The following is a 19382-nucleotide window of genomic DNA, read 5'->3' as shown; positions in this document are numbered from 1 at the left end:
GTCCGCACAGCAGCCTCGGCGGCATGGCACCCGCCGACTTCACCAACCGCCCGCGCCACGGGCATGAGGACACCGAAGCTAACTTATCGGTGGCCTGAAAATGGGGAGCAGGTCAAATGCGGCCCAATCGAGAAACGACCAATCGACTTTATGAAGTTCGCGGTTCAGGATCGCCAAGCGAACCCCCTGGCCGTATTTTCCCCCGACTGTGGTTGCGGCGTGGCCGCAAATCTGGTCGACGATCCGTTCCAGCACGCCCGCTTCCAGAGCGAGGTCCTTGAAGCCATGACGGAAGCTGTGGAAGACCAACCGGGCGTCGGTCGAGACGTATCGATCGATGACACGGTTGGCGATGCGCGAGGCCTCTTTCGTCCGCTTGCCGAAGCCGTTGGGAACCAGATCGGGGAAAAGTCGAGTGTGTCCGGCCTTCTTCACCGCCTTGATGTAATCGCGAAAGCCCAGTTCGATCAGTATGGCATGGACAGGTACGAGCCGGCGTGACGTTGCCGTCTTGATCGATTTACTGTCATCGCTGGCCTCGGCCGCATAATCGTCGATGTCGATATAGGTGATGGTGCCATCGGCTTTCACATCGGCGATCATGGCCTGGCCGACTTCCTCCAGCCGGGCGCCCGTCGTCAGGCCGAGCAGAAATAGCCAGTACAGCGTCATGTCGCTGACCAGACGATCCTGCTTCCACGTCGCGGGGGCGGTGAACAGAGGGCTGGCGAACAGCCGTTGCAACTCCTCTTCCTGAAAGGTCTGGCGAGCGGCGGCACCGGTCTTGGAATAGCCGAGGATCGGCACATCGCGGCCCTCGTTGCGGCTGATCCACTTCTGGCCCTTGGCGAAGCTCAGCAGCGCCTGGATCGCGCCCACCCGTTTCTTGAGCGTCGCAGGGCTGATCCGGGGCGTATCGGAATACCGATGGCGATTGAGGCGTTCGGTAAAGCTCAGCCCGCGATCGGCGCGCGGCATGGAGGCAGGCAGATGGGCCGCCTCGTCGCGATAATCGAGGAGGTCGTTGTTGACGACCTCCTCGACGGGGATGTCGCCGATGAAATCGATGAAATCGCGTGCGGCACCCTCATACTCGTGCGCGCTCTGCAGGGAGGGCTGCATCACCGCCTGCCAGTCCGCGAACAATTCCATCAGGCGCACGTCGGGGCGTAGACGGCCCGAGGTCGGACGACGCTTGCGGGCCTTGGGCGTTTCGACCGGGACCGCGTCGAGATAGGTCCTGATCGCGGCCTCGATGCCTTCGGGGAGATCGGATGCTGTAGTGTTATTGTGCCGGGCGATCTGGCTGACGATACGGCCAATCTGTTGGTTTCTGGCATCAGGACGGAAGCTTTCATCGCCCCAGCGCCAGATCGTACCGGGCGCATGGCCTAGGGTCGGCTTGCGTCCGGGATGATCGCGGAACAGTGCGGCGTTATTCGCCATTTCCCACCATTGCTGGTCATGCAGAGAGGCAGGGGAACTGCATCCGGTCGGGGTCGCGTTCCACAACCCACGATCGAGTTCCAGCCTGGCCAGTAGCAGCCGTTCTTCACCATCCAGTCCGCCAGTCTTGAATTCGGGGCCCTGGAAATAGGCGAATACCATTTCGTCGGCACGGTCGCGCGCGGAAGGGCAGGGGCTGCCCGTTGCCTTCAGCCGGGCTCCCGCCTCTTCGAACCGCTGTTCAAGTGCGGCGTTGGCTTGGAGGAAGAGCACCGTGGCCTCGCTGCCATTCTTGGTGCCCAGCGATACCTTCCACAACGCCTTGCCGTCGAATGCGGGGCGCAGCTTTTCGGGAATCTGTCGGCGCAGGTAATAAACGCCGGTCGAAGGGTGTTTCCAGGGTGTCGCCATAAGGGCCATTTCAGTGCTCGCTGTACCTGTGCGCTGTACCAGCGAGCGGCAAAGAATGGCTTAATCGCGCAATTCTGCGCTCTTGAGCGCAGATGGTGACCCCTACGGGAATCGAACCCGTGTTTCAGCCGTGAAAGGGCCGCGTCCTAACCGCTAGACGAAGGGGCCGCCGGGTGGCGTGGAGGGGCCTCTAAGGGAGGGTGTCGAAACCGTCAAGCGCTTTTTTCAGTCGGCCCATGCGGCGTCGTCGATATGCAGTTCGGCGACGTCGCGGCCCGACCAGTCGTCGACCTTGGCACGGCCCGCCAGCCACAGGCGACGGCTGCTTCCGGCGCCCAGCAGGGCTTGGCCGAGCACGGTGTCGGCCTGGCGGAAGGCCATGGCCTTCAGGCTGCGTCCGTCCGCGCCCGCGACGATCGCGCGGACATGGTTGGTGCCGACCAGATCGGCCTTGATCACGCGGAAGGGGCCGGCGGCGATCCGGGGGGCGGGCCAGCCCATGCCATAGGGGCCGCCCGCCTCCATCGCGCCGACCAGGCCCGGATTGACTCCGCCGGGGGCCAGGACCGCGTCGACCAGCAGCGCGCGGCCCGCACTGGCGCGCACGACCGCCTCGGCCAGCCGTTCCTCCAGAAAGTCGGCAAACTCGGCGATCCGACCCGCCTCGATCGTCAGGCCCGCCGCCATGGCGTGTCCGCCGCCGGCGATCAGCAGGCCGTGTTCCTTGGCGGCCAGGATCGCCGCGCCCAGATCGACCCCGGTGATCGAGCGGCCCGAGCCCTTGCCCAGCCCATGTTCGTCCACCGCGATGACGATGGCGGGGCGGTCGAGCTTTTCCTTGAGCCGTCCGGCGACGATGCCGATGACGCCGGGATGCCAGCCTTCGCCGGAGACGACCGCCACCTGTCGGTTCCGATCGACGGTGGTTTCGGCGACGGCCTGCACGCCCGCCTCGATCGCGCGGCGTTCGTCGTTGAAATGGTTCAACTCCTCGGCGATCGCACGGGCCTCGACCGGGTCGTCGGTCGTCAACAGGCGGACGCCCAGATCGGCGCGACCGACCCGCCCGCCCGCGTTGATCCGCGGGCCCAGCGCAAAGCCCAGGTCCGCACAGGTCGGCGCGCGGGTCAGACGCGCCGCCTCGGTCAGCGCGGACAGGCCGACATTGCGCCGCTGGGCCATGACCTTCAGTCCCTGGGCGACGAAGGCGCGGTTCAGGCCCTTGAGCGGCGCGACGTCGGCCACCGTGCCCAGCGCGACGAGGTCGAGCAGGTCGAGCAGTCGCGGCTCGGGCCGATCGGCAAAGAAACCGCGCGCGCGCAAGGTGCGGATCAGCGCGGCCCCCAGCAGGAAGCACACGCCGACCGCCGCCAGGTGACCGTGCGCGGCCCCCTCGGTTTCGTCCAGTCGGTTGGGATTCACCACGGCATGGGCGAGGGGGAGCTCGGTCGCGCATTTATGGTGGTCGACCACCAGAATCTCGATGCCCGCCGCCTGCGCCGCGGCCAGCGGTTCGAAGGCCTGCGCGCCGCAATCGACGGTCACGATCAGGTTCGCTCCCTCCGCCTGGAGGCGGAGCAGCGCGCCCGCCGTCGGGCCATAGCCCTCGGTCATGCGATCGGGGATATAGGGGCGGGCGTTCAGGCCCAGGTCGCGGAGCAACCGGACCATCACCGCCGCCGACGTCGCACCGTCGACGTCATAGTCGCCGAAGATCGCCACGGCCTCGCCCGCGATCACCGCGTCGGCCAAGCGATCGGCGGCGCGGTCCATGTCGCGGAAGATCGACGGATCGGGCATGAAGCCCCGGATCGACGGCATGCGATGCGCCTCGATCGCGTCGGGCGGACAGCCGCGCGCCAGCAGCAACTGGGCGACCAGATCGTCATGGCCCAGCCCGTCGCGCGCATCGGCGGCGAGCGCACGCCAACGCCAGGGTTGGCCAAGGATGGACTGGGCGATGCCGAGAACCTCGGTCATGGGCGGATCACGATAAGCGGGAACGTCACGCGAACGCCATGCCATGCCGCATGGAGTCGCGACAAGAGCGGTGGGCGCCGCTTAGTGGCTGACCCAGTTGCCCTCGCGAAACCATTTGGTGATGACGTACTTCGTGCCCTCGACCACCGGCATGCCCTCGTGGAGAGTCATTTCGTTGGGGCTGCCGTCGAGCTTCATGTTGTTCCAGGCCAGCAGCAGGCCGCGACGCGGAGCCACGCGGATACCCGCCTGGGGAAACCAGGTCGCGCCGCCCTCCGCCACGTCGTTGAGATAGATCATCGCGGTCCAGGTCCGCTGTCCGCCATGGACGCGCACCCGTTCCCAATAGCTTTCGCTTTCATGGAAATAATCATGGTGCGCGCGAAACTGCTGGCCCGGCGCGTAACGCTGTCCCTGCATCGTCTCGCCCTGTTCGGGCGCGATGCCGAGGAGGGCCGCGATCGACTCGTCGATCGGCTGCACATCGGGTGACCAGCGGGCCATGTCGCAGCTTTCCGATGTGCGAAAGCCGTAGTCCGGCCGGTCGGACAACAGGGTCGAGGGCCGCCGGTTGGAGTCGATCATTGCCATCAGCGCGTCGCATTGTCGACCGGTCAGGAAATCGGCTTGATAATAAATCTGCGCCGTGTCGGTCGCCACGCGGGTGACGGCCGGGTTGGCGTCGAGATGCTGGCCGACGGTCGCCCCGAAGTGCGCGCGGACGGGGGAGGCGGCGGGATTGCCCTTCGGCTTCCTCGAAAAGAACGACATGCTGCCGATTTGCGATGGCCGCGCGCCAAACACAAGAGGGGAGGGGGTGCCATGGTCCCCTCCCGTCCCGTCCAACGCGTCACCAGAAGATGTCGTACACCACGTCGACGACCAGGCCGCTGCGCACATCGACCAGGATCGCGTCGTTATAATAACGGACCCAGCGATACGCGCCGTAGGCGGGCGGCAGGCGATAGGCGAACGGATCGTCCAGCCAGTAACTCTGGCCGAAGAACATCGGCTCCAGGATCACGCCGCTGGAAAAGCGCTGATAGCCATAGCCGCCGCCCGGCCCGTAATAGCGCGGCAGGTGATAGGCGCCCCGGTTCAGCGATCGCCAGCCCATCCAGTCGTAACGCCGGTCGCGCCGCCAGCCGCGATTCCATTGATCCGCCCAGTTGCGCCGCTCGGCGAAACCATAGGATTGATCGCCATGGTCGCGCCAGTCACCATTGTTGCGGCGGAAGCGGTCGCGCTCTTCCCGCTGGCGACGTTCGTCGTCACGCCAGCGTTGGTCCTGGCGCTGGTCCTGCCATTGCTGGCCACGGTCGCCACGCCATCCGTCGGGCCCCCGATCCTGGCGGTAGACCCGCACGCCGCTGGCCCCCGGATCGGGGCGCGGCATGGGCGCAGGCCTGGACTGGTCGCGCCAGCCGCCGCGATTGCCCCCGGAATTCCCCCATGCGCGTTCCTGGCCGGGAACGGGCGCGGGTGACGGCTCGGGTCGGTTGCGCCAACGCTCGCCGCGCCCACCGCCGTCGCGCGGGTCGACGCGCGGTGCGGCCTGGGGCGGGCGCGGGGCCTCGGCATGGTCCGGGCGAAAGGCCGGACGGTTTTCGGGGAAGGATTCGCGGTTGTTGAACAATGGCCGCCCCTCGCTGCGCTCCAGCCGTCCGGCCGGACCACCGGGCCCGCCCGGGCCGCCACGCGGCGGACCACCCTCGGGCCGGGCGCGCGGGCCTTCATCCATCCGCAGGTCCTGTGCACGTGCCGCCGCCGGGGTCGCCCCCGCCACCATCGCCGTCGCCGCCAGCAGAGCCGCCATCCAACGCCTGTTCATCATCGCTTACCCCATGTGTCGGCGCACGAGCCGACCCCGATCATGAGACGGGTTCTGCCAGACGTGCGTTGAGCGGTTGCTGAACTGGCCTGTCAGCAACGTGAAAGAATCATGGCGCGATCATGCCGGTGAAAGCGGGCCTCAGCGCTCCTCGGGCATCGCCCCCGGCACCAGCGCGGGGACGGCACGGGCGGCGTCGGCGGGATCGGTGCCGGGCATCGGGGCGGCGGGAATGGTTTCCTCGCCGCGGCCTGCGCGGGCGGCGCGCTGGATGGCATCGACCAGACGGGGGTAGATGCCGCAGCGGCACAGGTTCGTGATCTGCGCGCGGATCATTTCCTCCGACGGGTCGGGATGCTGGCGGATCAGCGCGGCGGCGGCCATCACCATGCCGGGGATGCAATAGCCGCACTGGCTGACATTGGCCGCCAGAAAAGCCTGCTGAACCGGGTGCGAGCGGTCGCGGGACAGGCCCTCGATCGTGGTGACGACGCTGCCCTCGATCCGGCCGATCGATACCTGACAGCTTCGGACCGCGCGGCCGTCGATATCGACCGTGCATGCGCCGCAATCGCCGGTGCCGCAGCCATATTTGGTGCCGGTCAGGTTCGACGCATCGCGCAGCGCCCAGAGCAGCGGCGTGTCGGGCGGCAGGCGATAGCGGACGGGCTGGTTGTTGACGGTGAAGCTGGACATCGCGAAGCCGGGCTTAGCCGATGCGCGGGGCGGGTGCTACCGATCCAGCAACGGCGCGGCACGGTCGAGCGACAGGTCCGCGTCCGAAAACCGGATCGGCGTGCGCACGCCCGGCACGCTCGATCCGTCCGGCCGCTCGGGCAGGATGGCAAGGCCGCGCGCCAAGATCTGCGGGTCGGCAAAGGCCTGTTCGACGGTGTTGATCGGCCCGGCCGGGACGCCGGCGGCCTCCAGCGCGGCCAGCAATGCGTCGCGCGGCCAGCGGGCGGTGGCGACCTCGATCACCGGGGTCAGCGTGTCGCGATGTTCGCAGCGCAGCGCATTGGTCGCAAAGCGCGGGTCGTCGCCATCGATCCCGACCACCTTCGCAAAGCGCCGGAACTGCGCATCGTTGCCGACGGCCAGGATGAACCAGCCATCGCTCGCCGGGAAGGCGGCATAGGGGACGATGTTGGGATGCGCATTGCCCAGCCGCGTCGGCGTCCGGCCCGAAGCGAGATAGTTCATCGCCTGGTTCGCCAGTACGCCGGTCATCGTGTCGAGCAGCGCCATGTCGATCTGCTGCCCCCGACCGGTGCGCGTCCGCATGTGCAGCGCGGCCTGGATCGCGATCACCGCATAGAGCCCGGTCATGATGTCGGCCAGCGCCACGCCGATCTTCTGCGGCGCGCCGTCTGGTTCGCCGGTCAGGTCCATGATGCCGCTCATGCCCTGCACGATGAAGTCGTATCCCGCACGCGGCGCATAGGGGCCGTCCTGCCCGAAGCCGGTGATCGAGCAATAGATCAGGCGCGGGTTGATCGCCGACAGGCTGGCATAGTCCAGGCCATAGCGGGCGAGGCCGCCCAGCTTGAAATTCTCGATCACGACATCGGCGTCGGCGATCAGGTCGCGGACCCTGGCCTGCCCCTCGGGTGTGGCGAAGTCGGCGACAAGCGAGGTCTTGCCGCGATTGGCGGCGTGGAAATAGGCCGCATCCCGGCTGCCGTCCGGGTTGTCGATGAAGGGCGGACCCCAGCGGCGGGTATCGTCACCCTCGGGGCTCTCGACCTTGATCACCTTCGCACCGAGATCGGCCAGCACCTGGCCTGCCCAGGGACCGGCGAGAATGCGGGCGAGTTCGACGACCTTCAGGCCGGTGAGGGGGGCGGGTTTGGCCATCTAAATCCTCCCCAAGCTGTGCTTGGGGAGGGGGACCATCGCGCCAGCGATGGTGGAGGGGCACGACGAACCTGCCATGCCCCTCCACCATGGCCTTCGGCCACGGTCCCCCTCCCCATCGGAGATGGGGAGGATTTGCGTAATGCTCAAAACGCCGCGATCCCCGTGATCGCGCGGCCCAGGATCAGCGCATGGACGTCGTGCGCCCCTTCATAGGTGTTGACCGTCTCCAGGTTCACCAGATGGCGCATCACCTGATATTCGCCCGAAATGCCGTTGCCGCCATGCATGTCGCGCGACGCCCGCGCGATATCCAGCGCCTTGCCGACATTGTTGCGCTTGACGATCGAGATCATCTCGGGCGCGAACCGGCCTTCGTCCATCAGCCGCCCGACGCGTAGCGACGCCTGCAGGCCCAGCGCGATCTCGGTCTCCATATCGGCCAGCTTCTTCTGGTAGAGCTGAGTCGCGGCCAATGGTCTGCCGAACTGCTTGCGGTCCAGGCCGTACTGGCGCGCCGCGTGGAAGCAGAACTCCGCCGCGCCCATCGCGCCCCAACTGATGCCGTAGCGAGCGCGGTTGAGGCAGCCGAACGGACCCTTCAGCCCCTCGACATGCGGCAGCAGCGCGTCCTCGCCCACCGCCACCTCGTCCATCATCACCATGCCGGTGATCGATGCGCGCAAGGACAGCTTGTTGTCGATCTTGGGCGCGGACAGCCCCTTCATGCCCTTTTCCAGCACGAAGCCCCGGATCACACCGCCATGCGCCTCCGACTTGGCCCAGATCACGAAGACATCGGCGATCGGGGAGTTCGAAATCCAGGTCTTGGCCCCGGACAGGACATAGCCGCCGTCCACCTTCTTCGCGGTGGTGCGCATGCCGCCGGGGTCGGAGCCCGCATCGGGTTCGGTCAGGCCGAAACAGCCGATCCACTCGCCGCTGGCCAGCCTGGGGAGGTAACGGTGCCTCTGTTCGTCCGAGCCATAGGCATGGATCGGATACATGACGAGGCTGGACTGCACGCTCATCATCGAGCGGTATCCGCTGTCGATCCGCTCCACCTCGCGCGCGATCAGGCCGTACGCGACATAGGATGCGCCCACGCCGCCATATTCCTCCGGGATGGTCGGGCCCAACAGCCCCAGCTCGCCCATCTCGCGGAAGATCGCGACATCGGTATGCTCGTTCGCGAACGCCTCGATGATGCGCGGGGCCAGTCGGTCGTCGGCATAGGCGCGCGCGGTGTCGCGGATCATCCGCTCGTCATCGCTCAGCTGGTCGTCGAGCAGGAACGGGTCCGCCCAGTCGAACTTGCCCATCGGGGACATTGATCTCTCTCCTTATGTCCCTCGCTTCTCGGCAAGGCGGGCGGCTTTGTCCACCCCCGGCCGCGACGGGGCGTGGGCCGGATACATACAAAAGGCCCCTCCCGCGGGAAGCGGGAAGGGCCAGTCTTTCCAACGCGCCAAAGGGGGGGTGGCGTCAGAGCTTGAAGCTGAGCGTCGCGCGCAGGTCGCGCCCGGACAGCGGTGCGAAGTCCTTGAGGACGCTGGCATGGCGGCGCGCGTCGACATCGAAGATGTTGTTCGCCGACAGGGTCAGCGTCGTCGGGTTCAGCGTGCCCCAGGGCTTGAGCTGGACCGAGGCGTTGACGAGCGTGAAGCCGTTGGTCGGCGTCTCCAGGCCCAGCACGCGGGTCTGGCGGAAGCTGCGTTCGACCTCGACGCGCGCGTTCACGCGGTCCGACTGCGCCTCGAGCCCGCCGAGCAGGCGCAGGGGCGGGATGCGCGGGGCAGGGCCGGTGCCGATGATCTGGGCATGGACATAGTCGCCGAGCAGGTCGGCGTTGATCGCGTATTTGCCCAGCGTGGCGAGGCGCAGCGAACCCTCCGCCTCGATGCCGTAATAGCGGGCATCGGCCTGCGCATATTGGAAGCAGGGCAGGTCGACCTCACGGCCCGACGGTGCGGCGGCGGCTTCGCACGGACCCTGCTGCACCAGCGCGTCATAGATGTAGTTGGAGAAGCGGTTGTAATAGGCGGACGCGTCGAAGCTATAGCCGTCGCCGTGACCGTGGACGGTCGCCTCGATGCCCCAGCTCGCTTCCTTCTTGAAGTCGGGGTTGCCCAGTTCATAGGCCTCGGTCCCGGCGTGTGGGCCGTTGGCGAACAGTTCTTCGGCCGAGGGCGCGCGTTCGGTGCGCGACAGGTTCAGGCCCGCCCGCCAGTCGGGGGCAAAGCCGTAGCTGGCGCCGATCGAACCCGAAAAGGCGTCGAAGTTGCGCTGGCCCCGGAAGAAGCGGTCGTCGGTGACGGCGGTGCGCGCGGTCAGCGAGGTATGCTCGAAGCGGGCACCCGCCTCCATCTTGAACGCGCCGCGATCCAGCTGTTGCAGCGTGAACAGGCCGACCTGCGCGGTGTTGTTGCGGGGCAGGAACGCCTCTTCGCCGCGCACGTCGAAGTCGCGGTTGAAGAACTGCACGCCCGACGCACCCTGCCAGCCGCCGCGCTTGGCCTGGACCAGTTCGACGCGGCTTTCGATGCCCTTGTTGTAGAAGGCGGTGCCGACCTCGCCGGTTTCCTCCAGCTCGAAGTGGCGATACTCGGCCGCCCCGGCGCGCAGGCGGATGCGGTCCAGGAAGCCGCCGCCCGTCTCGATCTCACCGCGCAGGTCGAGGCGGTTCTGGACCAGGCTGAGGCGCGGGGCCTCCGGCTCCTCGCCGCCGGGCGTCAGATTGTAGCGGACCGGAACGCCGTACAGGCTGTCATAATGGCTGTAGGCGATGCCCAGCGAACCGGTGTCGGTGATCAGCGCGCCGCCCAGGCCTGCGGTCCAGGTCTCGCTGGCGGTGTTGGGCAGGCGACCGCGCAGGTTCGCGACCGCGCCGAAGTTCAGCGGATCGTTCGGGGCCTGCGCGGCGGCGGCCTGCGCCTGGGCACGCGCGCGCGGGCTCAGGACATAGCCGCCGATCTTCAGGTCGTCGGTCTTCAGATAGGAGCCATCGGCGTGCAGCACGAACTGCTTGCCCACCGCGACATCGGCGGCCCCGGCCACCGATCGCTCATTGGCGGCCGAGCCATAGGAGCCCATGCCCGACAGGCGATAGCCGTTTTCGGGCACCGTGCGCGGGATGCGGGTGTCGATCACATTGACCACGCCGCCGACCGCCGACGATCCGAACAGCAGGGCGGAGGGGCCGCGCAGCACCTCGACCCGCTCGGCGAGCAGGGGGTTGATGACGACCGCATGATCGACGCTGGTGTTCGACACGTCGATCGAACCGATGCCGTCGGACAGGACGCGGATACGCTCGCCCTGGAAACCGCGGAGCACCGGGCGCGAGGCGTTGGGGCCGAACGAGGTCGCCGACACACCCGGCTGGCGCGCCAGCGTCTCGCCGATGGTCGGGCGGATCGAGCGTTGCAGTTCGTCACCCGTCACGATCGAGGTGCCCGCCAGCACATCGGCCTCGGACTGCTGGACCGGCGCGGTCACCACGATCTCGCGACCGCGATTGGCGGTGGGCGCGTTGGACTGGGCGACGGCGGGGGCCGCGAGCAGGCTGGCGAGCGCGGTGGCCGACAGGCCGGACAGGAGGACAGGCTTGAACACGAACAGGGCTCCCGAGGAATGAAGCCCTGCTGCGTAGCGAGGTGATACAACATATCAAGCGAAAAATGACGCCTGAATGGCGTCGCCGTCATCCATTCGCCGCATCGAGACAGAGCAGCGCGCGCAGACGCCAGGCGTCGTCCACCGGCTCGACCGTCAGATCGGCTACGATGTCGCGCCCCATCGGCAGGTCGCGATCCGGCAGTTCCGCCAGCCAGGCGAACAGGGCCGGGGCGGCGCGCGCCGTCAGCGTGAGGGTGACGACGACCCCGGCGAACGTCGCCGAGGACCAGGGCGTGACGTCCTCCACCTCAAGCACGACCGGGCATCCGGCGCGCATCGCATCGCCGGACAGGATACGCGCCAGACGCTCGCCGCGATCGACGGGGCGGCGGATGCGATAGGGCGATTTCGGCTGCGCCGTCGCGTGATGCGACGGATGGAGCAGGGAGGCTGTCGCGATCATGCCTGCGGCCCCCGGATGAAGGCGGCAACGCGGGCGATCATCTGCGTGCCCGGCTCGCGCCCCTTGCGCAGGTCGCTGACCAGCCGTGGATCATTGACCGCCAGTCGCCCGAATTTCGTTTCCGGCATATGCGTCGTTTTCAGATAGCCTTCGATCAGCCTCAGCAATTCCATGGACATTCTCCCAAAGTCCGATTCCCGTTTGAATGTTCATGATCCGTTCTCATTTCCAACTTGTCTAGGAAAATTCCTATGCCTATATCATCGGCTATGACGGGCTCCGAGATCAGGACGGCAATTCAGGCGCTTGCGGCACAGGCGGGGGTCAGTCTGGCGGCGCTGTCGCGGATGCTGGGGCGCAACGAGGCCTATCTCCAGCAGTTCGTGCAGCGGGGCACGCCGCGCGTGCTGGCGGAGGGGGATCGACGACAGCTGGCGGAGTTTTTCGGGGTGTCCGAAACGCGGCTGGGCGCTTCGCCCGAGGCCGGGCCGATGCTGATGCGACGGCTGGCGGTGGCGGCTTCCGCCGGGCCGGGCGCGACCGTGGACGGCGAGGTGATGCTGGGCGTCGAGGCGATCGACCGCCAACTGGCGCGCAGGCTGGGACTGCGCGACGGGTCGGCCTCGGTCATCCGGGTGCGTGGTGATTCGATGGCGCCGGGGTTGCTCGACGGCGATCATCTGGTGGTGGACCAGGACGATGTGCGCCCGACCGCGCGCGGCGGGCTCTACGTCATCCGCATCGGCGACGCGCTGCTGGTCAAGCGGGTCCGCGCCGGGGCGCAGGGATTGACGGCATCCAGCGACAATCCCGCCGCACCGCCATTGCCCGATGGACCGATCGCGGTGATCGGCCGCGTGGTGTGGCAGATGCGGATGCCGAATTAAGGCCGATGCCCCCTTTCTGCCCAACAGTGGAGAGGAACCGGAGACCCTATCGCCCGCGCCACCACAGTAGAAGCGCGACGGCGATGCCGATCGCCAAGCCGATCAGGACGCCCAGCGTGACCTCGCCGGTGGCCACGCCCCCGACGATTCCGCCGACCACACCCAGGGCGATGAAGATGCCGCCCGCAGGCCCGGTCGAGGCCGATGGCGGTGCAGGCGGGGAAACGGGCGGGGGCAGGGGATCAAGGGGATCGGTCATGCCCCATCCTGTCACGGCGGACGCGATCCGGCCAGTCGCACCATGGTTGACAAGCCGCTAACCAGCCGCGGGGGGGCTCCATTCATAACCCCGGCTTAGTCGGACATTCGTTCCAGGCTCGTATTCGGGGTATACATGTACGATCACCGCGACTTCCGTCCCGTCACGCCGTTCGTCAGCGACAACGACGTGGCGACCGCGGCGGCGCTGATGAGGACGTTCGGCGAATCGGCGGGGGGCGAGGCGGCGGCGCGCGCGGATCGCAGCCGGGGGCTGGGCAACTATATACATTTCTGCCGCTGGCGTCAGATTGAGCGGCTGATCGCCCTGCTGGCGCATGACGAGGTTTTCGGCACCATCCATTGAGGCCGTGGAGCGGCGCGCCGTCGTTGCGCGACCACCGGATCGGCAAATCTGTTCAAGCGAGGTGGCTTGGGGGTGTCGTTATCGCCTTCGCGCGGCTAGGGATTGCTGCATGATGGTCCGCGTCAGGCGGCCGTGCCGCTCGGCCGCCATCTTATGCATCGCAATGGGGGTGGGCGGCACGGGCTGGTCCGGCCGCGCCGTTGCGCAGACCGCATCCGCCGCGCCCGGCAAGCCGCCCGCGCAGACCACGCCGTCGCCCGATGTCGACGATCCCACGATGCTCGACCCGACCGCGCCGCTGGCCCCGCTGCCCGAGATCGGCGTCGCCTGGCCCGATCTGGCGACCGCGCCGGGCGATCCGGCAGGCGTCATGGCGGGACGGGTCGATGCGGCGGCCGAGCGGCGTTATCGCTGGCGGGTCGAGGGGATCGACGGAGCAGGTGCGCTCGTCCGCCAGCGTTTCGACCAGTTGTCCTCGCTCGATGCCAATGACGACGAACCCGCCAATGCCGCGCAGCTCGACCGCCGCGCGCGCGAAGACGCCGCGCTGCTGACCAATTTGTTGCGCGGGGCGGGCTATTACGATGCCCAGGTCGCCACCCGGATCGAGCCGGGCGACCAGCCCACCGTCGTGCTGGAGGCCGTACCGGGCAATCTCTACCGGTTCGCGGGCATCACGCTGGAGGGAGTGCAGGCGGCGGGAGACAAGGCGCGGTCGCTGGAGACGGCGTTCGGTATCAAGCCCGGCGATCCCGTCAACGCCGACACGATCGTGGCGGGCGAGGCGCGACTGAAGGCGGCGGTGGGCGAGGAGGGCTTTCCCTTTGCCAAGGTGGCCGAGCCCCGGATCGTGGTCGACCGGGCGGAGCGTACCGCGACGCTGGACCTGTCGGTCGATCCGGGCTCGCCGCGTCGTTATGGCCGGATCGTCATGGCGAACGACAAGTTGTTCGACGCCGCCCATGTCCAGGACATTGCGCGGTTCCGACCGGGCGAGCCTTACGATTCCGCCGGACTTGACGATCTGCGCCGGGCACTGGTCCAGACCGGCCTCGTCTCGTCGGTCGATGTGAAGCCCGTGCCCGGCGCCACGCCCGAAACGGTGGATATCGCCGTGGCTCTTGAACCGGCGCCGCCGCATACCATCGCGGGCGAGTTGGGTTACGGCACCGGCGAAGGCGCAAGCGCCACGATCAACTGGACCGACCGCAACCTCTTCCCGCCCGAAGGCGCGCTGACCCTGCGCAGCGTGCTGGGCACGCGCGAGCAGCTGGGCGCGGTCGTCTTTCGACGCAACAACTTCCAGGGGCGCGACCGGGTGCTGACGGCGCAATTCTCCGCCGCACACATCCTGCGCGATGCCTATGAGGCCAAGACGCTGTCGCTGTCGGCCGGGTTGGAGCGACAGACCAACATCTTCTTCCAGAAGACCTGGACCTGGTCGCTGGGTGCCGAGCTGCTGACCTCGGACGAGCGCGACGTGATCGAGAGCACGGGCCAGCCGCGTCGGCGGACATTCTTCATCGGCGCGTTGCCGACCAGCCTGAACTATGACGGGTCCGACGACCTGCTCAACCCGACGCGCGGCTTTCGCCTCGGCGGGCGGCTCAGCCCCGAACTGTCGCTCCAGGGCAGCGTCTTCGGCTATACCCGCACACAGGTCGACGCCAGCCTGTACCACCCGTTCGGCAAGCGGGTCGTGCTGGCCGCGCGGACCCGGCTGGGCACGATCCTGGGCGCGCCGCGCGACCAGATCGCCCCGTCGCGGCGTTTCTATGCGGGCGGCGGCGCCTCGGTGCGGGGCTACGGCTTTCAGGCGATCGGGCCGCGCGACGCGAACAACGATCCGATCGGCGGGCGCAGCCTGGCCGAATTCTCGATCGAGGCGCGGGTGCGCACCTTCGGCAATTTCGGCATCGTGCCGTTCCTGGATGCGGGCAACATCTCGACCTCGCCACTGCCGCGCCTGACCGGCCTGCGCTTCGGCACCGGGCTGGGCGTGCGTTATTATTCCAATTTCGGCCCGATCCGCCTGGACGTCGGCACGCCGCTCAACCCGCAGCTCGGCGACAGCCGGGTCGCGGTCTATGTATCGCTGGGGCAGGCCTTTTGAGCGACGCGCCCGAGCCTTCCCCGCCACCACGCGCGCGCCGTCGCTGGGGGCGGGCCGTATTGGTCGCGGCGGCCGGACTGGTCGGCATCGTGCTGGCCGCGTTGGCGATCGTCGACACGTCGATCGGCCATCGCTGGGTCGCCGACCGGGTCGCGACCATCCGTACCGATACGGGCCTGCGCTTTTCGATCGGGCGGATCGACGGGTCGCTCTATTCGGACATGCGGCTGGTCGACCTGCGGGTCTATGACCTGGACGGCCTCCTGGTCCGGGTGCCGCAGGCGCGGCTGGACTGGCGGCCGTGGAACTGGACGCGGGGGATGCTCGACATCCGGCGGGTCGAGGCACCGCTGGCGACGCTGTATCATGTGCCGCATACCCGGAAGACCGGGCGGCAGGGGCCGATCCTGCCCGATTTCGATATCCGAATCGACCGGCTGCGGCTCGACCGGCTGATCCTGGCCACGCCCGTGCTGGGTCGTCAGCGGGTGGCGCGGATACAGGGGCGGGCGGATATCCGGAACGGCCGGGCGCTCGTCGCGATCGACGGGCTGGTGGCGGGGACCGACCGTCTGCGCCTGCGGCTGAATGCGCGGCCCGATCGCGACCGGTTCGATTTGGACGTCGCGGCACGCGGCGGCGCGGACGGTGTGCTGGCCCGGATGGTCGGGGCCCGTTCCCCCGTCTCGCTCGTCATCGACGGGGCCGGCCGCTGGTCGCGCTGGGACGGGCGGGCGCGGGCGACGATCGCGAACCGACGCGCGGTGGCGCTCGGTCTGTCGGCGCGCGCCGGGCGCTATACGCTGTCGGGGGACGTCGCGCCTGCGCTGGTCCTGCACGGGCGGTTGCAGCGTTTGACCGCACCGCGCATCGTGGTCGCGGGACAGGCCGATTTCACCGACCGGCGGCTGAACGGCGCGCTGGTCCTGCGCTCGCCCGCCCTGCGGGTGCGGGCACGCGGGCTGATCGACCTGGGGGCCAATCGGTTCGAGGGACTGCGCATCGATGCCGCCCTTTTGCGGCCTAACGCGCTGTTCGCCAATATGAGCGGGCAGACGATCGCGCTGACCACGCGGCTGGACGGTGCCTTCGAGCGCGCGAGCTTCGACTATACGCTGGCGGCGCGTCGCTTCGCCTTCGACCGGACGGGGTTCGAGGATGCGCGGGCGAGCGGCAAGGGGCGGTTGACCGGTGCCTGGCCCTGGACGCTGCCGGTGCGCTTCACGGCGCAACGTGTGACCGGCATCGGCGATGTCGCAGGGGGTATCCTGCACCGCCTGTCGGTGGCGGGCAATTTGCGCATCACGCCGCGCGCGATCGACGGGCAGGGGTTGGTGCTGCGCTCCGACAAGCTGGCGGGCAAGCTGGCGCTGCGCATCGACCTGACCAATGGGCGCTATGACGTCGCCTTGAACGGCGCGCTGCAACGTTATCTGATCCCCGGTCTGGGCATCGTCGATGTCCGCTCGACCCTGAACGTGGTGCCGGGTGCTGATGGGCACGGCACGCGCGTCGTCGGCAAGGGCGAGGCGCAGGTCCGTCGGCTCGACAATGCGTTTCTCCGTTCGCTGGCGGGCGGTCTGCCGCATCTGACCACGGACGTGGAGCGCGGTGTGGACGGCGTGTTCCGCTTCCGTCGCCTGGTGCTGACCGGACCCAATATCCGCCTGACCGGCGAAGCCATAAGGCGGCGGGACGGGACGTTCCGCTTCGTCGGTGGCGGACGCCAGCGCAGCTATGGCCCGGTCCAGCTGGTGCTCGACGGCCGGATCGACCGGCCCACGCTCGACCTGACGCTGGCCGCGCCGAACGCGGCAATGGGGCTCAGCGGCGTGACGGCGCATCTTGACCCGACCGATCAGGGCTATGGTTTTCGCGCGGTCGGTGGTTCCCGGCTGGGGCCGTTCCAGGCGAGCGGTGCGATCCTGTTGCCGCGAGGACAGGCTGCGGTGATCCAGTTCAACCCGCTGCTCGTCGCGGGCGCCCGCGCCACCGGGGCGCTGACCGTCGCCAAGGGGGGCTTTGACGGGCGGCTCGACGTAGCGGGGGGCGGCGTGTCGGGCGAGTTGCTGTTCCGCCCCGTAAACGACGTGCAGCGGGTCGAGGCGCATCTGGCGGCGCGTCAGGCGCAACTGGCGGGCGTGACGGTGCGGCAGGGGCGGCTGGACCTTGTCACGTTGCTCGATCCGGCGGGTGCGTCGGTCGAGGCGTCGGCCAGGGCGCAGGGGCTGCGGCACGGCGCCCTCAACATCGCCCAGCTCAACGGCACCGCCCGGCTGCGTGGCGGTATGGGCGAGGTGCGGGTCGGCATCTCCGGCACGCGTGGTCGCGCCTTCACGATCCAGACGGTGACCCAGGTCACGCCGGGCCGCTTCGTGGTGAACGGGCAGGGGACGCTGGACCGTCGTCCATTGCAACTGCTGTCGCCCGCGATCGTGACGCGCGAGGACGATGGCTGGGTCTTGGCCCCGACCCGGTTGAGCTTTGCGGGGGGCGAGGCGAAGCTGGCCGGGCGGCAGGATGCCGACGGGACCGAGGTCCAGGCCAGCCTGACGCGGATGCCGCTGGCCGTGCTCGATATCGGCTATCCGGGCTTGGGCCTGGGTGGTTCTGCGACGGGCACGCTCACCATCCGCCAGGGGACGGGTGCGCCGACGGGCAAGGTCGACCTGACCATTCGCGGCCTGACCCGAGCGGGTCTAGTCCTCAACTCGCGGCCGATCGACATGGGCGTGGCGGGGCTGTTGGCGGACGACCGTCTGGGCGTGCGCGCCGTCATGGCCTCGGGGGGCAAGACCATCGGGCGCGCCCAGGCGCTGATCGTGCCCGGCGGCGCGGGGGACTGGGCCGCGCGGATGCAGGCGGGGCGACTGATCGCGCAGCTGCGCTATGCCGGGCCCGCCGACACGCTGTGGCGGCTGACCGGGGTCGAGATGTTCGACCTGTCGGGCCCGGTCGCCATCGGCGCGGACGTGACGGGCTCGCTGAGCCAGCCGGTCATTCGCGGTGCGGTGAAGGCGGTCGGTGCGCGGATCGAAAGCGCCACGACCGGCACCGTCCTGACCGACGTGCAGGCCAGCGGCCGCTTCGGCGGATCGCGCCTGGTCATCGACCGGTTCACCGGCCAGGCGGGCAAGGACGGCCGGGTCAGCGGCACCGGGCAGTTCGAGTTTGCAGCGGCCAACGGCGTCGGCCTCGACCTGTCGCTGAATGCCGCCAATGCGGTCATGATCGCCCGCGACGATATCGGTGCGACGGTCACCGGGCCGCTGACCATCCATTCCGATGGCGCGGGGGGCACGATCTCGGGCGACGTGGTCCTCAACCGCAGCCGCTATCGCCTGGGCCGCGCGACGGCGGCGACGGCGGTGCCGCAGCTCAACATCCGGGAGATCAACATCCCCGGCGGCGGTGAGGAAGACGACGTGCCGCGCAAGCCCTGGACGCTTGCGATCCAGGCCAGGGCGCCAAACGGCCTGATCGTCTCGGGTCTGGGCCTGAACAGCGAATGGTCGGCAGACCTGAAGATCGGCGGCGCGCCCGACAATCCGGCGATCACCGGCCAGGCGACGCTGATCCGCGGCGATTATGAATTTGCCGGTCGCGAGTTCGATCTGGCGCGCGGCGTCATCCGTTTCGGCGGAGAGGTGCCCGCCAACCCCGCGCTCGACATTGCCGCCAACGCCAATGTCCAGGGGCTGAGCGCGACGATCCGCGTGACCGGCACCGCGTTGAAGCCGGAGATCGGCTTTTCCAGCACGCCGGCACTGCCCAATGACGAACTGCTCTCGCGTCTGCTCTTCGGCACGTCGATCGCCAGCCTGTCCGCGCCCGAGGCGTTGCAGCTGGCCGCGGCGGTCGCCGCACTTCAGGACGGTGGCCGCGGGCTGAACCCGATCAATGCGGTGCGGCGGGCGGCAGGGCTCGACCGGTTGCGCGTCCTGCCCGCCGACGTGCAGATCGGCCGCGCCACCTCCGTCGCGGCGGGCAAGTACATCACCCGGCGTTTCTATGCCGAGATCATCACCGACGGGCAGGGTTACTCGGCGACCCAGATCGAGTTTCAGGTCACGCGCTGGCTGTCGCTGCTCTCCAGCATCTCGACGCTGGGGCGGCAGAATGTGAACCTGCGGATATCCAAGGACTATTGA

Annotated in this window: 15 protein-coding genes and 1 tRNA gene; 4 read left to right on the top strand and 12 right to left on the bottom strand. The window is 68.5% G+C overall.

Annotated features, from left to right (window positions below):
- Window positions 1-78: 78 nt before the first annotated feature.
- The 11 genes from U1703_RS16795 to U1703_RS16745 form a co-directional block, all read right to left on the bottom strand.
- Complete coding sequence (locus U1703_RS16795; RefSeq protein WP_332786617.1) at window positions 79-1866, bottom strand: DUF6538 domain-containing protein; 1788 nt, start codon at window positions 1864-1866, stop codon at window positions 79-81.
- A gap of 84 nt (window positions 1867-1950) precedes the next feature.
- Window positions 1951-2025, bottom strand: a tRNA-Glu gene (locus U1703_RS16790).
- Window positions 2026-2082: 57 nt separating this feature from the next.
- Window positions 2083-3837, bottom strand: a complete 1755-nt coding sequence (recJ, locus tag U1703_RS16785) for a single-stranded-DNA-specific exonuclease RecJ (protein WP_332786616.1) — start codon at window positions 3835-3837, stop codon at window positions 2083-2085.
- Window positions 3838-3918: 81 nt separating this feature from the next.
- The gene (locus U1703_RS16780; RefSeq protein WP_332786615.1) at window positions 3919-4608 is read right to left on the bottom strand and encodes a 2OG-Fe(II) oxygenase; all 690 of its coding nucleotides are present in this window, start codon (window positions 4606-4608) and stop codon (window positions 3919-3921) included.
- 79 nt (window positions 4609-4687) lie between these two features.
- A complete protein-coding gene (locus tag U1703_RS16775) occupies window positions 4688-5671 on the bottom strand; it encodes an RcnB family protein (protein ID WP_332786614.1) in 984 nt (327 codons plus the stop codon).
- Window positions 5672-5809: 138 nt separating this feature from the next.
- The gene (locus tag U1703_RS16770) at window positions 5810-6364 is read right to left on the bottom strand and encodes a (2Fe-2S)-binding protein (RefSeq protein ID WP_332786613.1); all 555 of its coding nucleotides are present in this window, start codon (window positions 6362-6364) and stop codon (window positions 5810-5812) included.
- A gap of 36 nt (window positions 6365-6400) precedes the next feature.
- Window positions 6401-7525, bottom strand: a complete 1125-nt coding sequence (locus U1703_RS16765; RefSeq protein ID WP_332786612.1) for a CaiB/BaiF CoA transferase family protein — start codon at window positions 7523-7525, stop codon at window positions 6401-6403.
- A gap of 146 nt (window positions 7526-7671) precedes the next feature.
- Window positions 7672-8856 carry an acyl-CoA dehydrogenase gene (locus U1703_RS16760; RefSeq protein WP_332786611.1) on the bottom strand — a complete coding sequence of 395 codons (1185 nt, stop codon included), beginning with the start codon at window positions 8854-8856 and terminating at the stop codon, window positions 7672-7674.
- A 154-nt stretch (window positions 8857-9010) separates the two neighbouring features.
- Window positions 9011-11140 carry a TonB-dependent receptor gene (locus tag U1703_RS16755; protein ID WP_332786610.1) on the bottom strand — a complete coding sequence of 710 codons (2130 nt, stop codon included), beginning with the start codon at window positions 11138-11140 and terminating at the stop codon, window positions 9011-9013.
- An 88-nt stretch (window positions 11141-11228) separates the two neighbouring features.
- A complete protein-coding gene (locus U1703_RS16750; protein ID WP_332786609.1) occupies window positions 11229-11606 on the bottom strand; it encodes a hypothetical protein in 378 nt (125 codons plus the stop codon).
- A complete protein-coding gene (locus U1703_RS16745; protein ID WP_332786608.1) occupies window positions 11603-11779 on the bottom strand; it encodes a hypothetical protein in 177 nt (58 codons plus the stop codon). The genes U1703_RS16750 and U1703_RS16745 overlap by 4 nt, the downstream gene beginning before the upstream one ends.
- A 96-nt stretch (window positions 11780-11875) precedes the next feature.
- Between U1703_RS16745 and U1703_RS16740 the strand changes: the two genes are divergently transcribed.
- Entirely contained in the window at window positions 11876-12493 is a 618-nt protein-coding gene (locus tag U1703_RS16740; RefSeq protein WP_332786607.1) for a S24 family peptidase, read from the top strand.
- A gap of 46 nt (window positions 12494-12539) precedes the next feature.
- Here U1703_RS16740 and U1703_RS16735 read toward each other — a convergent pair whose 3' ends face one another.
- Window positions 12540-12752 (bottom strand): hypothetical protein, encoded by a 213-nt coding sequence (locus U1703_RS16735; RefSeq protein WP_320453941.1) that lies wholly within the window; start codon window positions 12750-12752, stop codon window positions 12540-12542.
- Between the two features lie 135 nt (window positions 12753-12887).
- On the opposite strand from U1703_RS16735, the gene U1703_RS16730 reads away from it, so the two are divergent.
- The 3 genes from U1703_RS16730 (at window position 12888) to U1703_RS16720 (ending at window position 19382) form a co-directional block, all read left to right on the top strand.
- Window positions 12888-13118: a hypothetical protein gene (locus U1703_RS16730; protein ID WP_320453957.1), complete on the top strand. Its 231-nt coding sequence runs from the start codon at window positions 12888-12890 to the stop codon at window positions 13116-13118.
- 109 nt (window positions 13119-13227) lie between these two features.
- Window positions 13228-15231, top strand: coding sequence for an autotransporter assembly complex protein TamA (locus U1703_RS16725; RefSeq protein ID WP_332786606.1), 2004 nt, complete (start codon window positions 13228-13230; stop codon window positions 15229-15231).
- Window positions 15228-19382, top strand: a complete 4155-nt coding sequence (locus tag U1703_RS16720) for a translocation/assembly module TamB domain-containing protein (RefSeq protein ID WP_332786605.1) — start codon at window positions 15228-15230, stop codon at window positions 19380-19382. Before U1703_RS16725 ends, U1703_RS16720 begins: the two co-directional genes overlap by 4 nt.

This window comes from Sphingomonas flavida (genome assembly GCF_036663655.1).
Lineage (GTDB): Bacteria > Pseudomonadota > Alphaproteobacteria > Sphingomonadales > Sphingomonadaceae > Sphingomonas.
The sequence above is the reverse complement of the archived record's forward strand: the minus strand, read 5'-3'. Positions and strand labels throughout refer to the sequence as shown.